15 protein-coding genes are annotated in these 19,785 nt (G+C 48.1%); 11 read left to right on the top strand and 4 right to left on the bottom strand.

From position 1 onward, the window contains the following. The first annotated feature begins 313 nt into the window (after positions 1–313). Positions 314–499, top strand: a complete 186-nt coding sequence (locus D0S45_07345) for a hypothetical protein (GenBank protein TIH17461.1) — start codon at positions 314–316, stop codon at positions 497–499. Then, on the top strand, positions 500–1,231 hold the full coding sequence (locus D0S45_07350; protein ID TIH17462.1) for a ubiquinone/menaquinone biosynthesis methyltransferase: 732 nt from the start codon (positions 500–502) through the stop codon (positions 1,229–1,231). It abuts the gene before it with no gap. Positions 1,232–1,233: 2 nt separating this feature from the next. Here the strand turns inward: D0S45_07350 and D0S45_07355 are convergent, their stop codons facing one another. Continuing rightward, a complete protein-coding gene (locus D0S45_07355) occupies positions 1,234–1,443 on the bottom strand; it encodes a DUF2065 domain-containing protein (protein TIH17463.1) in 210 nt (69 codons plus the stop codon). Positions 1,444–1,586: 143 nt separating this feature from the next. On the opposite strand from D0S45_07355, the gene D0S45_07360 reads away from it, so the two are divergent. From D0S45_07360 to D0S45_07385, 6 genes are all read left to right on the top strand, one after another. Further along, positions 1,587–2,897: a nucleotide sugar dehydrogenase gene (locus D0S45_07360; protein TIH17464.1), complete on the top strand. Its 1,311-nt coding sequence runs from the start codon at positions 1,587–1,589 to the stop codon at positions 2,895–2,897. 3 nt (positions 2,898–2,900) lie between these two features. Then, positions 2,901–3,599: a futalosine hydrolase gene (gene mqnB / locus D0S45_07365; protein ID TIH17465.1), complete on the top strand. Its 699-nt coding sequence runs from the start codon at positions 2,901–2,903 to the stop codon at positions 3,597–3,599. A 51-nt stretch (positions 3,600–3,650) separates the two neighbouring features. Further along, positions 3,651–4,619, top strand: coding sequence for a polyprenyl synthetase family protein (locus D0S45_07370; protein TIH17466.1), 969 nt, complete (start codon positions 3,651–3,653; stop codon positions 4,617–4,619). Positions 4,620–4,647: 28 nt separating this feature from the next. After that, on the top strand, positions 4,648–7,134 hold the full coding sequence (locus D0S45_07375) for an HDOD domain-containing protein (GenBank protein ID TIH17467.1): 2,487 nt from the start codon (positions 4,648–4,650) through the stop codon (positions 7,132–7,134). 32 nt (positions 7,135–7,166) lie between these two features. Further along, positions 7,167–10,145 (top strand): phosphoribosylformylglycinamidine synthase, encoded by a 2,979-nt coding sequence (locus D0S45_07380; protein ID TIH17468.1) that lies wholly within the window; start codon positions 7,167–7,169, stop codon positions 10,143–10,145. Between the two features lie 189 nt (positions 10,146–10,334). Next, positions 10,335–12,767 carry a glycosyltransferase gene (locus D0S45_07385; GenBank protein ID TIH17469.1) on the top strand — a complete coding sequence of 811 codons (2,433 nt, stop codon included), beginning with the start codon at positions 10,335–10,337 and terminating at the stop codon, positions 12,765–12,767. Between the two features lie 66 nt (positions 12,768–12,833). On the opposite strand, the gene groL is transcribed toward D0S45_07385, so the two are convergent. Both groL and D0S45_07395 read right to left on the bottom strand, forming a co-directional pair. Next, positions 12,834–14,420 carry a chaperonin GroEL gene (groL, locus tag D0S45_07390; GenBank protein ID TIH17470.1) on the bottom strand — a complete coding sequence of 529 codons (1,587 nt, stop codon included), beginning with the start codon at positions 14,418–14,420 and terminating at the stop codon, positions 12,834–12,836. A 46-nt stretch (positions 14,421–14,466) separates the two neighbouring features. Further along, positions 14,467–14,739 carry a co-chaperone GroES gene (locus D0S45_07395; protein TIH17471.1) on the bottom strand — a complete coding sequence of 91 codons (273 nt, stop codon included), beginning with the start codon at positions 14,737–14,739 and terminating at the stop codon, positions 14,467–14,469. A gap of 479 nt (positions 14,740–15,218) precedes the next feature. Between D0S45_07395 and D0S45_07400 the strand changes: the two genes are divergently transcribed. From D0S45_07400 to D0S45_07410, 3 genes are all read left to right on the top strand, one after another. Next, positions 15,219–15,491 (top strand): HU family DNA-binding protein, encoded by a 273-nt coding sequence (locus tag D0S45_07400; protein TIH17472.1) that lies wholly within the window; start codon positions 15,219–15,221, stop codon positions 15,489–15,491. A 191-nt stretch (positions 15,492–15,682) separates the two neighbouring features. Next, positions 15,683–17,053, top strand: coding sequence for an MATE family efflux transporter (locus tag D0S45_07405; GenBank protein TIH17473.1), 1,371 nt, complete (start codon positions 15,683–15,685; stop codon positions 17,051–17,053). 228 nt (positions 17,054–17,281) lie between these two features. After that, entirely contained in the window at positions 17,282–18,799 is a 1,518-nt protein-coding gene (locus D0S45_07410; protein ID TIH17474.1) for a hypothetical protein, read from the top strand. A 110-nt stretch (positions 18,800–18,909) separates the two neighbouring features. On the opposite strand, the gene cbiM is transcribed toward D0S45_07410, so the two are convergent. Then, positions 18,910–19,518, bottom strand: coding sequence for a cobalt transporter CbiM (gene cbiM, locus D0S45_07415; protein ID TIH17475.1), 609 nt, complete (start codon positions 19,516–19,518; stop codon positions 18,910–18,912). Between the last annotated feature and the right edge of the window lie 267 nt (positions 19,519–19,785).

The raw sequence follows: 19,785 nt of genomic DNA on the forward strand, positions 1-19,785 counted from the left end.
CGATTTGATTTGTAGTAAGTGCGTGGGAAAAAGAAAAAGCCTACGTCCCCGGTTTTGCCAGTCCCAGCGGCGAATCCTTAATAAAAGGTTTTGGGATTCTTAAGCCCTTCTGTAAAGGGTTTAAGTCCTAATTGAGCCGCCGGTGGCATCAAAAAGCGGGTCGACTATTTGGAGGTCTCATGCTAAAGAGCCTCACAAAAGAAGGGTGCTTAACAGGTTTTCTTCTTTTTACCCGCCCGGCGCCCCTACCTGTGGAGGTTGTGGCCATTTCCCACCGGGCGGGGTTTTTCAAGCCTAATCAAGGATATATACCATGGATAAGATTCAGAAGCAGGCTTTGCAGGTCGCCAAAGAAATCGTAGTAAAATTTATTGAGGTCGGAAGAATTTCCCCCTCCAATTTTTCTGAGCACTTCAGTGCCATTCATGCTGATGTTGTAGCTTCTGTCGTTGAGCAGGAAAAGACTCTTGCTGCTGACGACAAGGGAGATGCTCAGTAGATGGCGCAGGTATCTGATCAGGAGCATGGCAAGAAAGTCAGGGACATGTTCGGCAGGATTGCCGGGTGGTATGATTTCCTGAACCATTTTTTAAGTGCCGGGCAGGATATTTACTGGCGGTACCGTCAGGTAAAATTGGTCCGTCCGAGCAAAGACGGTCTGGTTCTTGATCTTGCTGCCGGAACCCTAGACGTCTCTGTAGAACTTCTACGTCAGTACCCGGATGTGAAAGTTCTGGCCATGGATTTTACCCATGAGATGCTCGCCTGTGGCAAGGCAAAAAAACTTGAAGGCAAGCATGCTCTCCGCAGTGAGAGTATTGCAGCTGTTCAGGCTGACGGAAGAGTATTGCCTTTGCCGGATTGCTGCCTTGACGGAGCTACCATTTCTTTTGGCATCAGAAACATACTTCCCCGCGAGGATTGCTATAAAGAAGTCCTGCGCACACTCAAGCCTGGAGCTCGGTTCTGTATTCTGGAATTCGGTTCCGGAAGCAAGAAAATCTGGAAGGGTGTTTACAATTTTTATCTGAACAAGGTTCTGCCTCTTTTAGGCAAGGTTGTTTCAGGTGATTCCGGGGCATATTCATATCTTGCGGATACTATCCGCGCTTTCCCGGATGAAAGAAGTCTCGGTGAGGAATTGCGTCGTGCCGGTTTCGGGCGGGTGATGTTTATTCCGCTACTTTCCGGGATAGTGTATATCCATGTGGCGGAAAAACCTGCGGAGTAACCTCAAAGGTCGGTTATTGACTGGCCTAGTGAGATGAGCAGTAAACCGAATATCATGGCGATCAGGCCGAGTATGCGTAATTGCCTCGGGCCTCGCTCAATAATTGAAATAAGGATTCTGGGCATGCGCTCAGAAAAAACAAAATAGGGAATCCCTTCAATAATGAAGGCCAGACCAAGGGCGGACAGAAGAAAGGACCAATCGATATTCATAATAGTAACTATGTATATGTGCTGGTTGGTTATGTCTACCCTTAACGGAACTGAGTTGGTCTATTAAATTTTAAGGCCGGAATTATTATACAAATGTTTTTGAAGGCTTATTTTGTTATCTAAGCAATAAAGGACAATAGTTTATGATTAATTACTCTGACATTGAAAAGAAAAATACCACAATTGCGGTGGTCGGCCTCGGCTACGTCGGCCTGCCCCTCGCAGTTGCCCTTGGCCGTAAGTTTAAAGTGCTGGGGCTTGATATTTCCGAACAGCGCGTTAAAGAATTGCGTGAAGGGTATGATCGCACTGCTGAGGTTTTGGAAGACGATTTCCATAACTATGTTGAATTCAGCACCGATGCTTCCCTGCTCAAAAATTGCGGCATAATCATTGTTGCCGTGCCTACTCCCATTGACGAAGCTCGTAACCCGGATCTGCGTCCCGTAGTTGGCGCTTCCACCATGGTTGGCGAGAATATGTCTGCCGGATCTGTGGTTGTATACGAATCCACAGTATATCCGGGACTTACTGAAGATATCTGCGTTCCCATTCTCGAAGAAAAATCCGGGCTCAAGTACGGCAAGGATTTCGGAGTCGGTTATTCTCCCGAGCGTATCAACCCCGGCGACCGCGAGCATACCTTGCAGACCATCGTCAAGGTTGTTGCCGGTAATGATGCTGAAGTGGCCGAGCTGCTGGATAAACTTTACTCTTCAATTATCACAGCCGGAACCCATCGCGCTTCCTGCATCAAGGTTGCCGAGGCCGCCAAGGTAATTGAAAACACCCAGCGTGACCTTAATATCGCGCTTATGAATGAACTTTCCATGATCTTTGATAAAATGGGCATCGACACCCTTGATGTTCTGGAAGCTGCCGGAACCAAGTGGAACTTCTTGCCCTTCCGTCCCGGTTTGGTGGGCGGGCACTGCATTGGTGTTGACCCCTACTATCTGACCACCAAGGCGGAAGAGATTGGTCACCATCCGCAGGTTATCCTTGCAGGGCGTAAAATCAACGACTCCGTGGGTAAATTTATCGCTGACACAACAGTCAAGCAGATGATCAACGGCGACAGCAGGGTCAAGGGTGCCAAAGTCGGTATTCTCGGTCTGACTTTCAAGGAAAATGTTCCCGATCTGCGCAACACCAAGGTTGTTGACGTTGTTGACGAACTTGAATCTTTCGGCGTGGATGTACTTATTCACGATGCTTACGCTGATCCTGAAGAAGCTGTTGAGGAATACGGCATCACCACTTCTTCCTTTGATGATTTCAAGGATCTTGAAGCGGTTATTCTTGCTGTATCCCACGATAAATATCGTGAACTCGGTCTTGATACCATCAAGAGCTGGTTCAGGAATCCTGATAACGCCTTGATCATTGATGTGAAATGCTTCTTTGACCGTAAGGAACTGGATGAAGCCGGTATCAGGAACTGGAGATTGTAGTCTTTGAAACCGATTCTTTTTGTTACGGCAACAGCCAAGGAAATGAAAGCCGCGCTGGGCGGGGTCTGCAAACTGCCTCGGTTGGAGCAGGGCACTCCTGTTCCTTTTATGTTCGGTGATCGTTCCGGGTTGTTGCTGGTAACCGGAATCGGGGTGATTAATACATCTTTCGCCCTCGGGCGGGCATTGGCCGGAAATGATGTGGGCGTGGTTGTGCTGGCTGGAATTGCCGGGACATTTAATGCTGAACAGTTTCCCCTTTGTTCCTCCTGTGCGGTAAAAAAAGAAATTTGGCCCGAATACGGGTTGAAAAAAGGTGACCATGTTGATCCCAAAGGGCTGGGATTCAGCCTTGCGGAGATCGATGGTCAGCCTGTCTGGAACGAGATTGAACTTTGTTCTGGAAAAAGTCTTGTTGATTCAGGACTTGACCGATTTGAAAATCTACCCGAAGCTGTGTCTTTGACCGTGAGTGGTGTGACCGCTACGGCTGAGGGTGCTGCCGCACACAGAAATGAACATGCGGCGGATATAGAAAATATGGAAGGTTTTGCGGCTGCGTATGTGTGCGCCCTTGTCGGGGTTGGGCTATGTCAGGTGCGGACTGTTTCAAACATTGTGGGATCAAGAGATAGTGATGATTGGGATTTGCGCGGTGCCCTTGCGGAGTTGGGGCGGGTCTGCTCAGCTCTGATCAAGTAATTTCCCTGAAACTGCTCTTCTTCTCTCGCAACCGGGATAATTCATACGCGGATGATTGAGTTATTAGCCTATTTTGAAAAGGAACTGCCTCTTATTAACGATTTTCTTGATAAGGAAACCGCTAAACTTGAGGGGCTGGTTAGGGACGTAGCCAGACACGTGCTGCTTGCTCCGGGTAAAAGGATTCGCCCGGTGTTGACTATTCTTTCCGCCCGAGGTTCGGGTTATGGGAAAGATGATATTTATCCTTTGGCTGGTTCACTGGAGCTTCTCCACGCTGCGACCCTCCTCCATGACGATATTTTAGATGATGCAGACCTGCGCCGTGGCGTAGAGGCTTCACATTTGGTTTTCGGCACCACTGAAACTATCCTTGCCGGGGATGTTCTGCTTGCTCTGGCAAATAAGATAGGTGCGGATTACGGTAAATCCCGTATCAGCTCTGTGCTTGCTTCAGGTATTATGGCAACAGTTGAAGGCGAGATCCTTGAGATCGCTCATATTTCTGAACCGTTGATGGACCGTGACACCTACATGGATATCATCATTGGCAAGACCGCCCGTTTGATTGAAACTTCCTGTCGACTTGGGGCTATTCTCGCATCCGATGATCGGGAAATTGAAGATGCGCTCGGTAATTTCGGCTTGAATATGGGTATAGCTTTCCAGCTTGTCGATGATGCTCTTGATTACGAATCTCCTTCTAATGATACGGGTAAGCCCGAAGGTGGGGATCTCAAAGAAGGTAAAATTACTTTGCCTTTGATTCTTTATCTTGAAATGTTACAAGAAAAAGAAGCAGAGCAGTTACTTGCTGAAATCAAGAATCGGACTTTGGAAGAGGATAAGCGGGAGCGTGTGCTTGCGGAGATCAGAAAGCACGGCCTTGGAGCCAGAACCAGAACCTACGCGGCGGAATATGTGGAAAAAGCAAAGTCGTGTTTGATGCCACTGCCTGACAGTCAGGAAAGGCAGGTTCTCAAGCAAGCCGCAGACTTTGTGCTGACCCGGAAAAAATAGGTGAGACTAAAAGGGAGGAGCTGTAGCTATGAGTCTGGATGATATTCTTGAATCACCAAGATTGATGATGAAACTCAGCTTTCCTCCGGTCATGCTCCAATTGATGCAGGAGGCCTGCAAGCCTGAACCGGATTTTGCGGTGCTTGGCAAAATTATAAGCATGGACCCTGCTCTTTCCACCACTATTCTTAATCTCGTTAATTCTCCATTTTACGGCCTTTCTCAGGAAATCACAGACTTCAAAAGAGCTACAGTTGTGCTTGGAACCCGTGAACTGCTTAATCTCGCAGTTACGGTTACTTATCAAAAGCACATCTGTACTCATATGCAGCTGGATGATTATAAAATTTACAATGATTGGATGCTCACCGTGTGGGGAGCTATTTCTGCTCAGCTTATTGCCTCACGCATTTGTCCTGATCAGGCTGACAAGGTCTATCTCTGTTGCTTGTTGAAAGATATTTCCCTGTTTTTTCTGCGTTGCGCGGCTCCGGGAGAACTGCCTGCTGAAATTTCAAAAGATACGGTAGCACAGTCTAAACCGGGGCAGCAGGACGCTGAAAATGAAATATGGGGCATGAACCATGGTGCTCTCAGCCAGTTGCTTATGAGCCGCTGGAAGATGGATAATCTTGATTGTACATCCCTTCAGCATCACCATGCAGTTGATGAACTTGATTCATTTGACCTGCCCACTCAGGCCGTGATTCTGGCTACCAGATGGGCTGAGATGGAACTGGGCAGCAGGTCAGCTCCATTTAATGTGCTGCAATTTGAAGTTCAGTTGCAACGTTCTCTTGATATGGATGAGGAAGCCATCGAAGGATTCAGGGAGGTCTGTCGGACAAAGTTTCAGTCCATGCTCAAAATTCTTGGCATGTCCGATGATGGCGGGGACGCTCATTTTTACAACCATTCTATCAGGAGTCTTCAGTCCAGTTACTTTTTAAGTCTGGAATTGCTTACTGCTGAGGGCGGGGTTGATTCCATTGCCCGAACCATTGGCAGACATCTCAAGTTGAGTTGGGACATAACCAGCTGGGAATTGGCTCTCAAGTCACCGCATACAACCAAATATAAATTTTATCGTATTGGAGAAGTGACCGGGCTTGAGGTGGTGGCAACAGGTTGTGTAGAGAATGATATGCCATGGCAGATACGTGGCAGCAGTGAAGATATCATCAGCAGAAATGTTCTTTTAGGTCGATTCCGTTTTAACTCTAAGGGGCTTAGTTCCGAAGACAGGAAGAGTCTCAAACTTTATTTCCGGTTTATAGGTCAGGCTTACGAGCATTATTGCGCTAAACAGCACCTGATTGAAGATCGAGCAGAGACTCTCGATACCTTGCCGCTGGGAGTTGCCAGTCTTGATGCCCAAGGTGATTTCATTGATATGAACGAAGAAATGGTCCGGCTGCTTGGCGGTGCTTCCATTTCCGGAACAAAGAACTTCAGTGAACTTTTTAAGCTTGGAGTCGGTGGCGGGCTGGGTGCCAGTTGGGATGAGTTTCTTACTGAGGAAGATAATAAATCTTTCAGCAAGATTATCTGTGTCAGTTTGAGAACAGGGGGAATGCCCCGCGATGCCTGCCTTTATGTTTCAGCGTATAAGCAGGTGCGCGGTGACGAGAATGTTATTTCACTGGTCATGGAAGATATCAGGGAAATGTCCGAGAGCCAGATTCAGGCCCTTAAGCAGCGGGATTTTCTGGAAGGGCTCGTGGATTCCATGCGTGATATTGTGTTGACTGTGGATAATCGCGGGAACATTACTTATGCCTCATCTCGTTTTTCTAAAATTTTTCTGGGACGTAATATTTTCGATATTGCGACGCCCAGTGAAACATATACCGGCCGCTGGGGACCGGATATGTTTGATCGGTCCAAAACAGTTGTTGAAGTCCTCTTGAAAAGGACTGATACAGCCGGACGTCCTTTTGAATTTGTTGTCAGCAGGTTAGCCGGATCAGGAGACAAAAGCCTGATTGTGGCTCGTGACCTGACTGCCATCCGCAGACTGGAAGAGAAACTTAAACGTCAGGCTGTTTTTGACGGATTGACCGATCTCTTCAACCATACCCAGTTTAACACCCTGCTGGCCCGTGAAATCAATCGTAGCAGGCGCACCGGACGTCCGGTGGGACTCCTTTTCTTTGATCTAGACGGTTTTAAGGCCGTGAACGACAATGAAGGTCATCAGGTCGGTGACGACGTTCTTAAGGGAGTTGGTGAAATTTTGCGTAACGAACTCAGGTCAGGCATGGATTTTCCCTGCCGTTATGGCGGTGATGAGTTCGGGGTTATTGTTACTGAAGTCCGTTCCGAGGCTTTGGAAAGCATCGGTAACCGGATTAGGCTCCGGGTGGAGAAGAAATTTTCTGGCAAGGTAACTATCAGCGGCGGGCTTACCGTGCTCAAAGAAGGGGATACTTCTGCGGGTATGTTAAGTCGTGTTGACAAAGCTACGTATGAAGCCAAGGATTTGGGCGGAAATGTACTGGTCTGGTCCAAATAGGTCCGGACTTTAATTATTAAGAGGAGATAGCCATGCTCTGGCGTGTCGAGGTCGCACTTAAGGACCACGTCCGTGATGTTCACGGTCATAAAGTTTCCAGTAAGATCAAAGAAGAACTCGGTATTGAGGCCGGCGGTGTCCGGACAATCAAGGTATATACTGTAGAAGGTCTTGAAAAAGACGAAATCGAAAAGGTTCTGGAGCTGGGCGTTCTGCATGACCCGGTTCTGCATAACCCTTCCCTTGAGCCGCTGGCCAAGGATTTCGCATGGAACCTTGAAGTGGGCTTCCGTCCCGGTGTTACCGATAACGAAGGCCGTACTGCCAAGGAATCGGTAATTCTGGTTACCGAACCCACTGACGTGGAAGCGGTGAAAGTATACACCTCTATCCAGTACCTTTTTGCCGAAGACCTTGGTCTGGAGCAGGTTAGCCATATTGCAAAGGACCTGCTGGCAAACGAACTCATCCAGCGTTACGAAATCCGTTCCGCAGATGAGTGGGTCAAATCCCCCGGATTTGAAGCCAAGGCTGCCCGTGTTACCGGTAAAGCCAGTGACGAGGTTGCAGTTATTGATCTCGCTGCCATGTCAGACGACGAGATGATGGCTTTTAGCCGTGAGAACACCCTCGCTCTGAGCCTTGAGGAATTCCACGGTATCCGCAATTACTATGCTGATCCCGAAGTGGTTAAGCAGCGCGAGGAAATGGGACTTACCGCCCTGCCTACCGATGCTGAACTTGAAGCTCTGGCTCAGACTTGGTCCGAGCACTGCAAGCATAAAATTTTCAGCTCCAAGATTGAGTACGAAAACAAGGAAACCGGTGTTTCCTCCACTGTAGACAGCCTGTATAAAACCTGCATCATGAACACCACCAAGGAAATCCGCGCTGAAAAGGGCGAGGATGACTTTTGTCTTTCCGTGTTCAAGGATAACGCGGGTGTTATCAAGTTTAACGACAAGCTTAATGTCTGCGTTAAAATGGAAACACATAACAGTCCTTCCGCTCTGGACCCTTACGGCGGAGCATTGACCGGGATTGTCGGTGTTAACCGTGACCCCATGGGTACCGGACTGGGCGCGAACCTGCTCTGCAACACTGATGTATTTTGTTTTGCTTCTCCTTTTCACGAAGGTGAACTGCCCCCGCGTTTGCTGCATCCCCGCCGTGTATTTGAAGGCGTGCGTGAAGGTGTAGAACACGGCGGTAACAAATCCGGTATTCCCACTGTGAACGGTTCCATTGTTTTTGATGAACGCTACCTCGGTAAACCGCTGGTTTACTGCGGAACCGTCGGAACCATGCCCGTTAAATCCGCAGGACGCCTTAGCTACGAAAAGAAGGCTCTGCCCGGTGATATTATCGTTATGACCGGTGGCCGTATCGGTAAAGACGGTATTCATGGCGCAACCTTTTCTTCCGAGGAACTGCATGAAGGTTCCCCGGCAACAGCGGTTCAGATCGGCGACCCCATCACCCAGCGTAAAATGTACGACTGCCTGATGCGCGCCCGTGATATGGGCCTGTACAACGCCATCACCGATAACGGTGCGGGCGGCCTGTCCTCTTCTGTTGGTGAAATGGCCGAGGATTCCGGTGGTTGTGATCTTGATCTTTCAAAAGCACCGCTTAAGTATGATGGTCTCAAGCCTTGGGAGATCCTTGTTTCCGAAGCTCAGGAGCGCATGACCCTCGCTGTTCCGCCGGAAAAGCTGGACGAGTTCATGGCTTTGGCTGAAGAAATGGATGTTGAAGCTTCCGCGCTCGGTACTTACACCGACAGCGGTCTCTACAATATTCGTTACGGTGAAAAGCCTGTGGCCTGCCTGCGTATGGATTTCCTCCATGACGGCGTGCCTCAGATGCAGCTCAAAGCGGTCTGGGAACGTCCTGAAATAGAATTTACCGGAGAGCCTGAAGTTGCAGACCATACCGGCCTGCTCAAGGATATGCTCGGCAGACTTAATATTTGCAGCAAGGAATACGTAATCCGTCAGTACGACCATGAAGTGCAGGGCCGCAGTGTGGTCAAGCCTCTGGTTGGTGAGCAGGAAGACGGTCCTGCTGATGCCGGTGTGCTTCGTCCTGACTTTGATGATGACAAAGGTCTGGTCGTATCACATGGTATCTGCCCCAAATTCTCTGATCTCGACACTTACTGGATGATGGCGAACGCAGTTGATGAAGGTATCCGTAACGCAGTTGCTGTTGGTGGTGACATCACGCACATGGCCGGTATCGACAACTTCTGCTGGTGCGATCCGGTTCAGTCCGAATCCACCCCGGACGGTCATTACAAGCTGGCTCAGCTTGTTCGTGCCAACCAGGCCCTGTCCCACTTCTGCCGTGCTTTCGGAGTGCCTTGCATTTCCGGTAAGGACTCCATGAAGAACGACTACAAGGGCGGCGGCGTAAAAATCTCCATTCCGCCTACCGTGCTCTTCTCCGCAGTCGGTATTGTCCCGGACATTAACATGTGCGTGACTTCCGACTTCAAGAAGCCCGGTGAATTCATCTACGTGCTCGGTATGACCCGTGATGAAATGGGCGGTTCCGAAATCGCTTCTCAGCTTGGCTTTGTGCATGACAAAGTGCCTCATGTAGAAGCTCTTACTGCCAAGGCTCGCTACATGACTCTTAATCAGGCCATGCGTCAGCGTCTGGTAAGTTCCTGCCATGACCTCTCAGACGGCGGTCTTGGTGTGGCTCTTGCTGAGATGGCGCTTGGCGGCCGCATCGGGTGTGAAGTTGATCTTCGCTCCGTGCCTACCGAGTATGGCATGTCCACTCTGTCTGTTCTTTATAGTGAGTCCGCATCCCGTTTCGCGGTGACAGTTGCTCCTGAGAACGCAGGCAAGTTCGAAGAACTCTTCGCAGGCCAGATCTGCCAGCGCATCGGTATGACCGTGGGCGGCAACTCCTTCGGCCTCATGGAAGGTTCTGAAGGTATTGTCCGCAGCAAGGTTGAAGATCTCGCTACTGCCTTCAAAGAGACTTTGAACTGGTAGTTTTCCGATAGTATAAAAGACGAGAAGGTCGCATTCCGTGAGGGATGCGGCCTTCTTTTTTGTTATGGGAAAAACTCTGAACCGTAACGGAACCGTGGGACTGTTACAGACTCCTGCCCTTATTAAATAGGCAAAATTAACTGTACGTCATTTCGCAGCCAATGCGTAAATATTCAGGAGGATTTTGCCATGAAAGGTTCTAACGTGCGGGTGGACCTGCATGTACACTCTAAATATTCAACCCGCCCGTCCCAGTGGATTTTGCAAAAACTGGGCTGCCCGGAGAGCTTTACAGAGCCGTTGAAAATTTATGAGAGAGCGCTTGCCCGGTCCATGAATATGGTCACCATCACCGATCACAACACCATCAACGGCAGTCTGGAAATAGCCCATCTTGAAAATGTATTTGTCAGTGAAGAGATCACCACATATTTTCCGGAAGACGGCTGTAAGCTGCATGTTTTGGCTTATGACATTACTGAGAAGCATCACCGTGAGTTCCAGAAGTTGCGCGAAAATGTATTTGATCTGGTTCCCTACCTCCGCGAGCAGGGTATTGTTCACGTGCTGGCTCATCCGCTTTTTGCCGTCAACGAACGATTGACCCCGGATCATTTTGAAAAATCATTGCTTTTGTTCAATGTTCTTGAGTTAAACGGCACCCGTGATGAAATGCAGAATTCGGCTTTACGTACCATTGTAGACAGTCTTACACCTGAAAAAATAGACAACTTAGCCAACAAACATTCCATTGAACCTTATGGCAAAACTCCATGGGTTAAGGGGCTGACCGGAGGTTCTGATGATCATTCCGGTATCAATATTGCCCGGGTCTATTCAGAGTTTGTTGATGTGAATACTCCGCAGGAAATGCTGAGAGCGGTCAGCGAGGGCAGGACCATGGTGCAGGGTAAAGCTGCAACACCACACACCATGGCTCACAATCTTTACGGTATTGCTTACCAGTTTTACAAAAGCCATTTTGACTGCACCAAACTTGAACGTTCTGTTGAGTGCTTCAGTTACATCGACAATGTCCTTGATCCCGGAGATAAGGAAAATCCTTCTATCCTTCATAAGTTGCAAAGTTTTATTTATCGCCAGCGTTCTAAAAAATATTTCAAGACTTCCGATTCTGTGCAGGCTGCATTGCTTAGGGAGGCCAACCGTATAGTAGAAAGTGACGAGCGGGCCCGTAACATCAGTTGTGGTTTTAAATATAACCCGGATGAGCTGGAAGATGAGTGGTTCCGTTTTGTGGGTAATGCTACTGATAAGGTCCTATCCGGGCTTGGAGATAAAATCATTAACAGTGCGCTGGGCGCGAATCTCTTTGATGTTTTTCATGCAATAGGTGCGGCAGGATCGCTGTATACGCTTTTGGCCCCGTATTTTGTTTCCTACGGACTCTTTGCCAGTGAGCGCGAGTTTGCGCGGGATTGTCTTGCCTGTTTCGGGCATAAGGATACATTGTCAGGGGAGACCAAGATTGCTCATTTCACTGACACTTTCAGCGATGTGAACGGCGTGGCTTTGACTCTGCAACACCAGCTTGATGTCGCCCGCAAGCATGACAAGAAGTTGACCGTCATCACTTGCGGTTCCGAAGGTTCTAGTGAACAAGTTGTGGATTTTACCCCGGCCGGAGAATTTGAGCTTCCCGAATATCCGGAACTCTCTTTTAAGTATCCACCTTTCTTGCGGGTATTGGCCCACTGCCTTGAGAACAACTATACGCTGCTGCATCTGGCAACTCCCGGACCAGTGGGACTGGCGGGTCTGGCTGTTGCAAAGCTGCTTAAGCTTCCGGTGCACGGGACTTATCATACCGCGTTTCCGCAGTATGTGCTTGCTTTTACCGATGATACCGGTCTGGAAGATATCGCCTGGAAATTTATGATCTGGTTCTACAACCAGATGGATACGGTATTTGTCCCGTCCGAAGCTACTGGGGATGAACTTGCTGAGAAGGGCGTCAAACCAAACAAGATTAAAGTTTATCCGCGCGGAGTTGACATCAATCGTTTTACACCAGAAAAACGCAACGGTTTTTACAACAACCGATTCAAGGTTAAGGAATTACTAAAATTGCTTTATGTGGGCCGTGTCTCGCGGGAAAAGAATCTTGATGTTCTCACCAGAGCCTTCAAGACAGTTTCATACATCAGGCCGGAATTGCATCTTGTGGTCGTTGGTGACGGTCCTTATCTTGATGAAATGAAGACCAGACTGGAAGGGTGCCCGGTAACTTTTACCGGCTATCTTGATGGGGAAGAGCTTTCATCCTGCTACGCCAGTTCAGATGTATTTGTCTTTCCCTCAGCAACCGACACATTCGGTAATGTGGTTCTTGAAGCACAAGCTTCCGGGCTTCCGGTAATCGTCACCGATTCCGGCGGACCCAGCGAAAATCTTATCGAAGATACCACCGGGTTGATTGTTGAGGCCGGAAATTCTGATGCTCTTGCACGTGCCATTGTGCGCCTTGCCGATCATCCAGAACTTTTACAATATATGAAAAAGAGTGCGCGATCCTACACAGAGAAACGTTCATTCGATGCAGAGTTTTTGAAGACTTGGGCTCTGTATGAGGATTTGTCGAAACGCTCAGCAATACAATAAAATTTAAATAAAAAAAGGCCCGGAAGCATGCGCTTCCGGGCCTTTTAAGTTGTCTGAATGTCAGAACTATTCTTCGACTTCGACTGCGTCAGTGATGGCGCATTCGGTGGTCAGCAGCAGGCTGGACACGGAAGCGGAGTTCTGGAGAGCGATACGGGTAACCTTTTTGGGGTCGATAACACCGGCCTTGATCAGGTCTTCGTATTCGCCGGTTCCTGCGTTGAAGCCGAAACCGTCTTTGCCTGCGGCAACTTTTTCAACAACAACGGAACCTTCGAAACCAGCGTTCTCAGCGATCATGCGCAGGGGCTGCTGTGCAGCACGGCGGATGATGTTGATACCGGCCAGTTCGTCGTCGTTGCCTGCTTTGAGGTCGTCGAGGACTTTGGAGCAGCGAACCAGAGCGGTACCGCCACCGGCTACGATGCCTTCTTCAACAGCAGCGCGGGTAGCGTTAAGAGCATCTTCAACGCGTGCTTTCTTTTCTTTCATTTCAACTTCAGTAGCAGCACCGACTTTGATTACTGCAACGCCGCCGACCAGCTTGGCGAGGCGTTCCTGAAGTTTTTCACGGTCATATTCAGAAGAAGAATCTGCGATCTGAGATTCGATCTGCTTAACGCGTGCTTTGATTTCTTCAACAGCACCTGCGCCGTCTACGATAACGGTGTTTTCTTTGTCGATGCGTACGCGCTTGGCGGTACCCAGACCTTCAACGGTCATGGCATCGAGGGAAAGACCGATGTCTTCGGAAACAACAGTCGCACCGGTAAGGGTTGCGAGGTCTTTGAGCATTTCCTTGCGGCGGTCACCGAAACCGGGAGCCTTGATAGCGCAAACATTGAGGTTGGCGCGCAGTCTGTTTACTACGAGAGTAGCCAGAGCTTCGCCGTCCACGTCTTCAGCTACGATGAGCAGGGGACGGGACATTTTCAGAACCTGCTCAAGGATAGGGAGCAGATCTTTCATGTTGGAAACTTTCTTTTCAACAAGAAGAATCATGGGATCGTCGAATTCGCAAACCATTTTGTCGGTGTCGGTTGCGAAGTAGGGGGAAAGGTATCCGCGGTCGAACTGCATGCCTTCTACGACGTCCAGTTCGGTTTTCATGGATTTGGCTTCTTCAACAGTGATAACGCCTTCTTTACCTACTTTGTCCATGGCTTCAGCGAGGATTTCACCGATGGTGGAATCGCTGTTAGCGGAGATGGTACCGACCTGAGCAATTTCAGCTTTGTCGCGAGTGGGCTTTGCAAGCTGGCCGAGCTCTTCAACGATAGCTTCAACAGCGGAATCAATACCGCGTTTGATGGACATAGGGTTACGACCGGCAGCAACCAGTTTTACACCTTCTGCGAAGATGGACTGAGCAAGAACGGTAGCTGTGGTGGTACCGTCACCTGCGATGTCGTTGGTTTTGGAAGCAACTTCCTTAACCATCTGTGCGCCCATGTTTTCGAAATTATCTTCAAGGTCGATTTCCTTGGCAACGGTAACACCGTCTTTAGTGATGGTGGGAGCGCCCCAGGATTTTTCAATAACTACGTTACGGCCACGGGGTCCGAGGGTAACTTTTACTGCTTCTGCGAGGGTGTCCACACCTTTTTTAAGGCGGTCACGTGCTGTTACATCAAATTCAATAGTTTTAGCCATTTTGATGATTCTCCTGATCTGGAAAAATTAATTTATTAAGGGGATATTACTCGACAACTGCGAGGATTTCGTCTTCGCGCATGATGATGAATTCGTCTGCGTCGATTTTCAGTTCGTTACCGGCATACTTGGCGAACAGGACAACATCGCCTGCTTTAACGGTCATGGGGTTGTTGTCTTTACCGGGACCGGCAGCAACAACTTCGCCTTTCATGGGCTTTTCCTGTGCGGAATCAGGGATGATGATGCCGCTAGCTGTTTTCTGCTCGGTTTCCAGACGCTTGATAAGTACACGGTCCTGCAACGGCTTGAGATTCATGTTTCCTCCAGAATAAATAACTTTTTAATAAGATTAAGTAATCCACGTGATTATGGTGGATCATACTTTTAAATTTCAAAGCCTGCGTCTCTCAGCAGGCCGGATGCTTCCGCAGAAGCTGAAATAAACTAAGACAGCCAGCGCATATGTCAACACCGTGAAATGAAAAAAGTGCGGCTTTTTTAAAACTGTTTACCGCTTGTATGATTGAGTCAATTTTGAGACTTAACTGGACTTTTGATGTAATCTGCTTGACATCCTTTTACAAATGCCTGTAATCCGCCCCTTCCGCCCTGAATTGATGGGCTTGCTGCGCCAGCTAGAAGTTTCTGTTTTGTGTGTTTTACTGAATATAATATCTTCTCAGATTAAGATTCACTTTTCGCTATGGCTTTTTCTAAATTTCTGGTGTAGTGGGCTGTAAGGGGTACGGATATCCGCCGCATGAGCGCGGTAAAATACTTTTGAAGGAGTTAATTATGAGTAAGACTGTTCTTGTTAAGAAAATCCGGGAAAAACTTGAGCTGAGTGCAAAAGACGCATCTGCCGCACTGGACGGCGTTCTCGGCGCAATCGAAGACGGCCTCAAAGAAGAAGGCAATGTTACCCTTACAGGTTTCGGTACATTTAAGACTGTTGAGCGTTCCGCACGCACCGGACGCAATCCCCAGACCGGCGAAGCTATCCAGATTCCCGCTTCCCGTGGCGTAAAATTCACTCCCGGAAAATTCCTCAAGGACGCAGTTAAATAATTCTGGTTCTTAAAGAAATTTTAAAGCCGTTTCCGGGTAACCGGAAACGGCTTTTTTTATGCGGCACAATATAAATTATAGCTCATAGCCTTCATCTGTCCTGCTGGGTTTCCTTTTTGAGTATGATCAAAAATGTCATGCGCTTATTAATATAAATGTCTAGCTGAGTATTAAGCTTTTGGAGTTGATATATGAAATCCATGTGGAATAAACCTTTCGGATACAAGCACGTGCTTGATATCAGCATGCCCCTTGCTGTGAGCATGGCTTCCACCACCATAATGCAGGTAACAGACCGCATTTTTCTCGGGCATTATTCTATGGAAGCCATTGCCGCCGCTCTGCCAGCCGGGATTATGTCTTTTCTGTTCATTTCTTTTTTCATGGGAGTGGCCAGTTATGTTAATGTCTTTATTGCTCAGTATACTGGGGCTGCAAAGCCTGAACGGGTGGCTTCCAGTCTTTGGCAGGGCATATATTTTGCGCTCGGTTCTTGGGTAATTTTGGGGATTATGGGATTTTGGCTGACTCCGCTATTGGAGAGCGGTGGGCATCCCCCGGAAGTTTTGGAGCTGGAAATCCAGTATTTCCGTATCCTCATGCTTGGGGCTGGCCTGCCGGTTCTTGATACTGCTCTTTCCGGTTTTTTTGCCGGACGTGGGCTGACCCGCACTGTCATGGTCGTCAATATGATCGGTGCGGTAGTGAACATCCCTCTCGACTATGCGCTCATCAACGGAGTCTGGATTTTTCCTGAAATGGGCATTCGAGGAGCAGCTATAGCTACGCTTACAGCCGGGGCGGTCATTGTCGCTATCTATATCCCGCTCATTTTTAGCCGGGAAAATGAAAAAGCTTTCGGGACTTGCAGTAATTTCCATTTTGATCCGAAGTTATTCAAGAGGATCGTAAAGTTCGGGCTTTCCAACGGAATGCAGTTTTTTCTCGATATTTTTGCAATTACGTTTTTTGTGTACATGGTCGGTCGGTTGGGAACGGTCATTCTTGCAGCCAGCAATATTGTCCTTTCAATTGACGGGGTTTCGTTCTTCCCGGCCTACGGTATTGCTGTGGGGGTAAGTACCCTCGTCGGGCAGGCCATAGGGCAGGGCAGACCGGATTATGCTCGGCGAGCCACCAAGTGCGCCTTTCATATCACCACCGTCTGGATGCTGTTTATGGGATTGATTTATCTGATTTTTCCGGAAATACTCTTGTCGCTGTTTCGCCCGGACAATATTACTGATGCTGTCTTTGGTGATGTGCTTGATTATGGAACCCATTTCTTGCTCTTCACGGCAGCCTATATCTTTTTTGACGGCATGGCCCTTGTCTATTCCGGTGCTTTAAAAGGAGCCGGGGACGTGGTCTTTGTTATGAAGAGCGTGGGCTTATGCTGCATCGCAGTGATGGTTGTCCCCTGCTATATGGGAGTTGAGGTATATCCTTCCGGTCCGTATTTTTTATGGGGCATATTTACTTTGTATGTAATTGTTCTGGCCGGTGCGTTCTATTGGCGGTTCCGGGGCGGTAAATGGGAGAATATGAAGGTTATTGAATAGGTACAGATCTTTTGTTTTATAGATGTAATTAAATTATAAGGCCGAATCGGGTAAGCTGATTCGGTCTTTGCTATGTTGTATGACATATGTTTATTTTGTTTATTATGGTTTTTGCTTTTCTAGTTATATTTATTTGGATGGTCTTGATCTATTATTTTGCTTTTGCTAGTGCTCTGTCCATCTATAGTGGGGTGTTTTACTAACATAGGAACAAGGGGGAGAGGGGAGTTGATTAAATCTTTTTTGTACGCATTTATAGTTACTGTGCTGACGGTGTTTTTTGTATTACCTGTCTGTGCTGAAGAGTTGTATGTTGCTAACCGTGCAAATGGTGCAATTGTAACGATTGATACTGATGATCATCCGAGCCCTGCATCGAAAAGGGTGCTCGACGGTGCTAGTACAAAGGTTGGCGATGACGACGTATTCGGTATGTTTGTTTATAATGATGAACTTTTCGTGACCAATGACAGCTCCATCTCTGGAGCTGTAAAAGGCCTTATTGTGTTTGATGCCAAAGCAGATGGGGAAGTGGCACCTAAACGCAAAATTACCGGATTAGATAATCCTCGTGGGGTGGTTGTCTCCGGCTCTGAAATTTTTGTGGGTGTAAGTACGAGTGCTGATAAAGGGTACATTAAAGTTTTTGGCATTAACGATGACGAACCTGATTCTGCCAAGAGAACTATTGAATGCGATTTCGGGGATATAAAGCTAAAAGGTGTGTGGGCCATAGCTATTTCCGGCTTTGAGTTGTTTGTAAGCGATCTTAGCAAGATATGTGTTTTTGATATAAATGCTGACTTAAACGTAAGACCGAAGCGGGTTATAGAACATAAGAGCACCCCCTTTAGCAGTGCTTACGGTTTAGCTGTGGATGATAATTTTGTTTATGTTGCTGACTTTAACGACAGAATTATGATTTTTCCCATTTCAGCTAACGGTAAGGTAAACCCGTTGGCGACTATTTCCGGGGCAGCAACTCAGCTTAGCGATCCTTGTAATCTTGTTGTAAAAAACGGATATATCTATGCCTCGCAGTATGATGGTGGTAGCAGAAACAGCAAAGTGAACGTGTACAAGACGACTGACAATCTTAATGCGGAACCGCAATGGACATATACCAATGCCGACTTTTCTGACCCTTGGGCCCTTGCAATGGTTACCAGTGGTTACGTGCGCCCATCGGACCACCAGCAAAGCGGTGTTAATGTTTCACTGACATCTAATAGTGAAAACGCAACCAGCGATACCGTGTTGCAGACAGCTTACAATATTCCTCCAAATTTTGAGTTGCGTGCTCCTGTTGGATCATTTACGGCCACTGTTGACAGTCCCGGGGCCAACGGAGTCTTCCGCTTCAATTCGACAAGCCTAGAAGGAACGACCAGTGATGTTCGGTTGTATAAGTGTTTTGAAACCAACGGAACCTGTATGGCTTTTGGCGGGTATTCCACTGCAATTGATCCTGACACCGAAGGGACATGGTGGTTGGAGGATGATGGTGGAAACTACATTGATCAGGGAGCTACCCTGACACAGGGAACCAACTATTGGGTCAACTACGTGATAAAAGATAATGGTATTTATGACGAAGACCGAACTTTAGGTTCTATTAAAGATCCTGCGGCCCTTGGTATTGGGGGCGGCGGTGGCGGTTGTGTCATGAATCCCACAGCCGGATTCGGGCTGGAATGGTTGCTGTTGGCATTCGCTACTTTTGTTGGATTGGTGGCAAGAAGATAATCCAGTTGAGCATTTGCGTGACATGCCGTCATAAATCCAAATATTGAATAAAGAAAGGGCCGGGTTGATATTAATTCAACCCGGCCCTTTAAATTCGGTGGAGTAGGGAATTATGTTTCCTGCGTGGCAAGCAGCATTTCCGGCCTTACTTTTTGCAGGAATCCGTAGGCTGAGGCGCAGATGAAACCTTCGATGATCATGATGGGGATGTGTCCGTAAACAATCATCTGTGCGGCGGACCCGAAGCTTTCATCGGTGAAAGAGAGGGCCAGCGCGGTCAGGATTGCGGAAAGAGCGATGGATACGGCTCCGCAAAGAAAGGCTCCTATGCTCATGCTGAAAAAGTTTTTCTTGAGTAGCGGGCGGAACATGTAATGGCAGGCCACTGCGGGCAGGGCCATGGTCGCGGTATTAACTCCGATGACAGTCAATCCGCCGTATTGGAAGAGAACCGCCTGTAATAGCAGTCCGGTCAGAATTGCTGGGAAGGCTGCCCAGCCAAGCAGGAGGCCCATGAGGCCGCTTAGGATAAGGTGTGCGCTGGAAGGACCAATGGGGATGTGGATAAGTGAGGCAATGAAAAAGACCGAGGAAAGCAGGGCCACGGAAATAAGTTTTTCCGAATCAAGTTTTCTCAGGCCGATCATTGTTCCTGTTGCCGCCACTGCCGCACCGCTGGCAAGGACAGGCAGTGAAAGGACTCCTTCCGATATGTGCATACGCGTTTCCCTCTTTAAAAATGAGTAGGGCAGGGCTAAACCTCTTTTGAAATTAGTGAGGTGTGGTCTGCATACTTATTTAGAAAGTATAGCACACGTTGTAGGGTGTCAAGAGATGGTTGAAATGCTACACAAAAAACGGACACCCCATTTTTAGGTTAAGCAGCTAGTTGTTGTTTATGGTAATAGTCCTGCTCAAATCGCTCCGGTGAGACATAGCCGATCCCAGCATGTCTGCGTTTCCTGTTATAAAAAATTTCAAGATAG

The sequence above is a fragment of the Marinifilum sp. JC120 genome (genome assembly GCA_004923195.1).
Taxonomy (GTDB): Bacteria; Desulfobacterota; Desulfovibrionia; order Desulfovibrionales; family Desulfovibrionaceae; genus Maridesulfovibrio.

Bases quoted from the DNA above. Each gene is read 5' to 3' on its own strand.
- D0S45_07355 (TIH17463.1), bottom strand. From the start codon at position 1,443: ATGAATATCGATTGGTCCTTTCTTCTGTCCGCCCTTGGTCTGGCCTTC.
- cbiM (TIH17475.1), bottom strand. From the start codon at position 19,518: ATGCACATATCGGAAGGAGTCCTTTCACTGCCTGTCCTTGCCAGCGGT.
- groL (TIH17470.1), bottom strand. From the start codon at position 14,420: ATGGCTAAAACTATTGAATTTGATGTAACAGCACGTGACCGCCTTAAA.
- D0S45_07385 (TIH17469.1), top strand. From the start codon at position 10,335: ATGAAAGGTTCTAACGTGCGGGTGGACCTGCATGTACACTCTAAATAT.
- D0S45_07380 (TIH17468.1), top strand. From the start codon at position 7,167: ATGCTCTGGCGTGTCGAGGTCGCACTTAAGGACCACGTCCGTGATGTT.
- D0S45_07350 (TIH17462.1), top strand. From the start codon at position 500: ATGGCGCAGGTATCTGATCAGGAGCATGGCAAGAAAGTCAGGGACATG.
- D0S45_07375 (TIH17467.1), top strand. From the start codon at position 4,648: ATGAGTCTGGATGATATTCTTGAATCACCAAGATTGATGATGAAACTC.
- D0S45_07370 (TIH17466.1), top strand. From the start codon at position 3,651: ATGATTGAGTTATTAGCCTATTTTGAAAAGGAACTGCCTCTTATTAAC.
- D0S45_07405 (TIH17473.1), top strand. From the start codon at position 15,683: ATGAAATCCATGTGGAATAAACCTTTCGGATACAAGCACGTGCTTGAT.
- D0S45_07345 (TIH17461.1), top strand. From the start codon at position 314: ATGGATAAGATTCAGAAGCAGGCTTTGCAGGTCGCCAAAGAAATCGTA.
- D0S45_07360 (TIH17464.1), top strand. From the start codon at position 1,587: ATGATTAATTACTCTGACATTGAAAAGAAAAATACCACAATTGCGGTG.
- D0S45_07395 (TIH17471.1), bottom strand. From the start codon at position 14,739: ATGAATCTCAAGCCGTTGCAGGACCGTGTACTTATCAAGCGTCTGGAA.
- D0S45_07400 (TIH17472.1), top strand. From the start codon at position 15,219: ATGAGTAAGACTGTTCTTGTTAAGAAAATCCGGGAAAAACTTGAGCTG.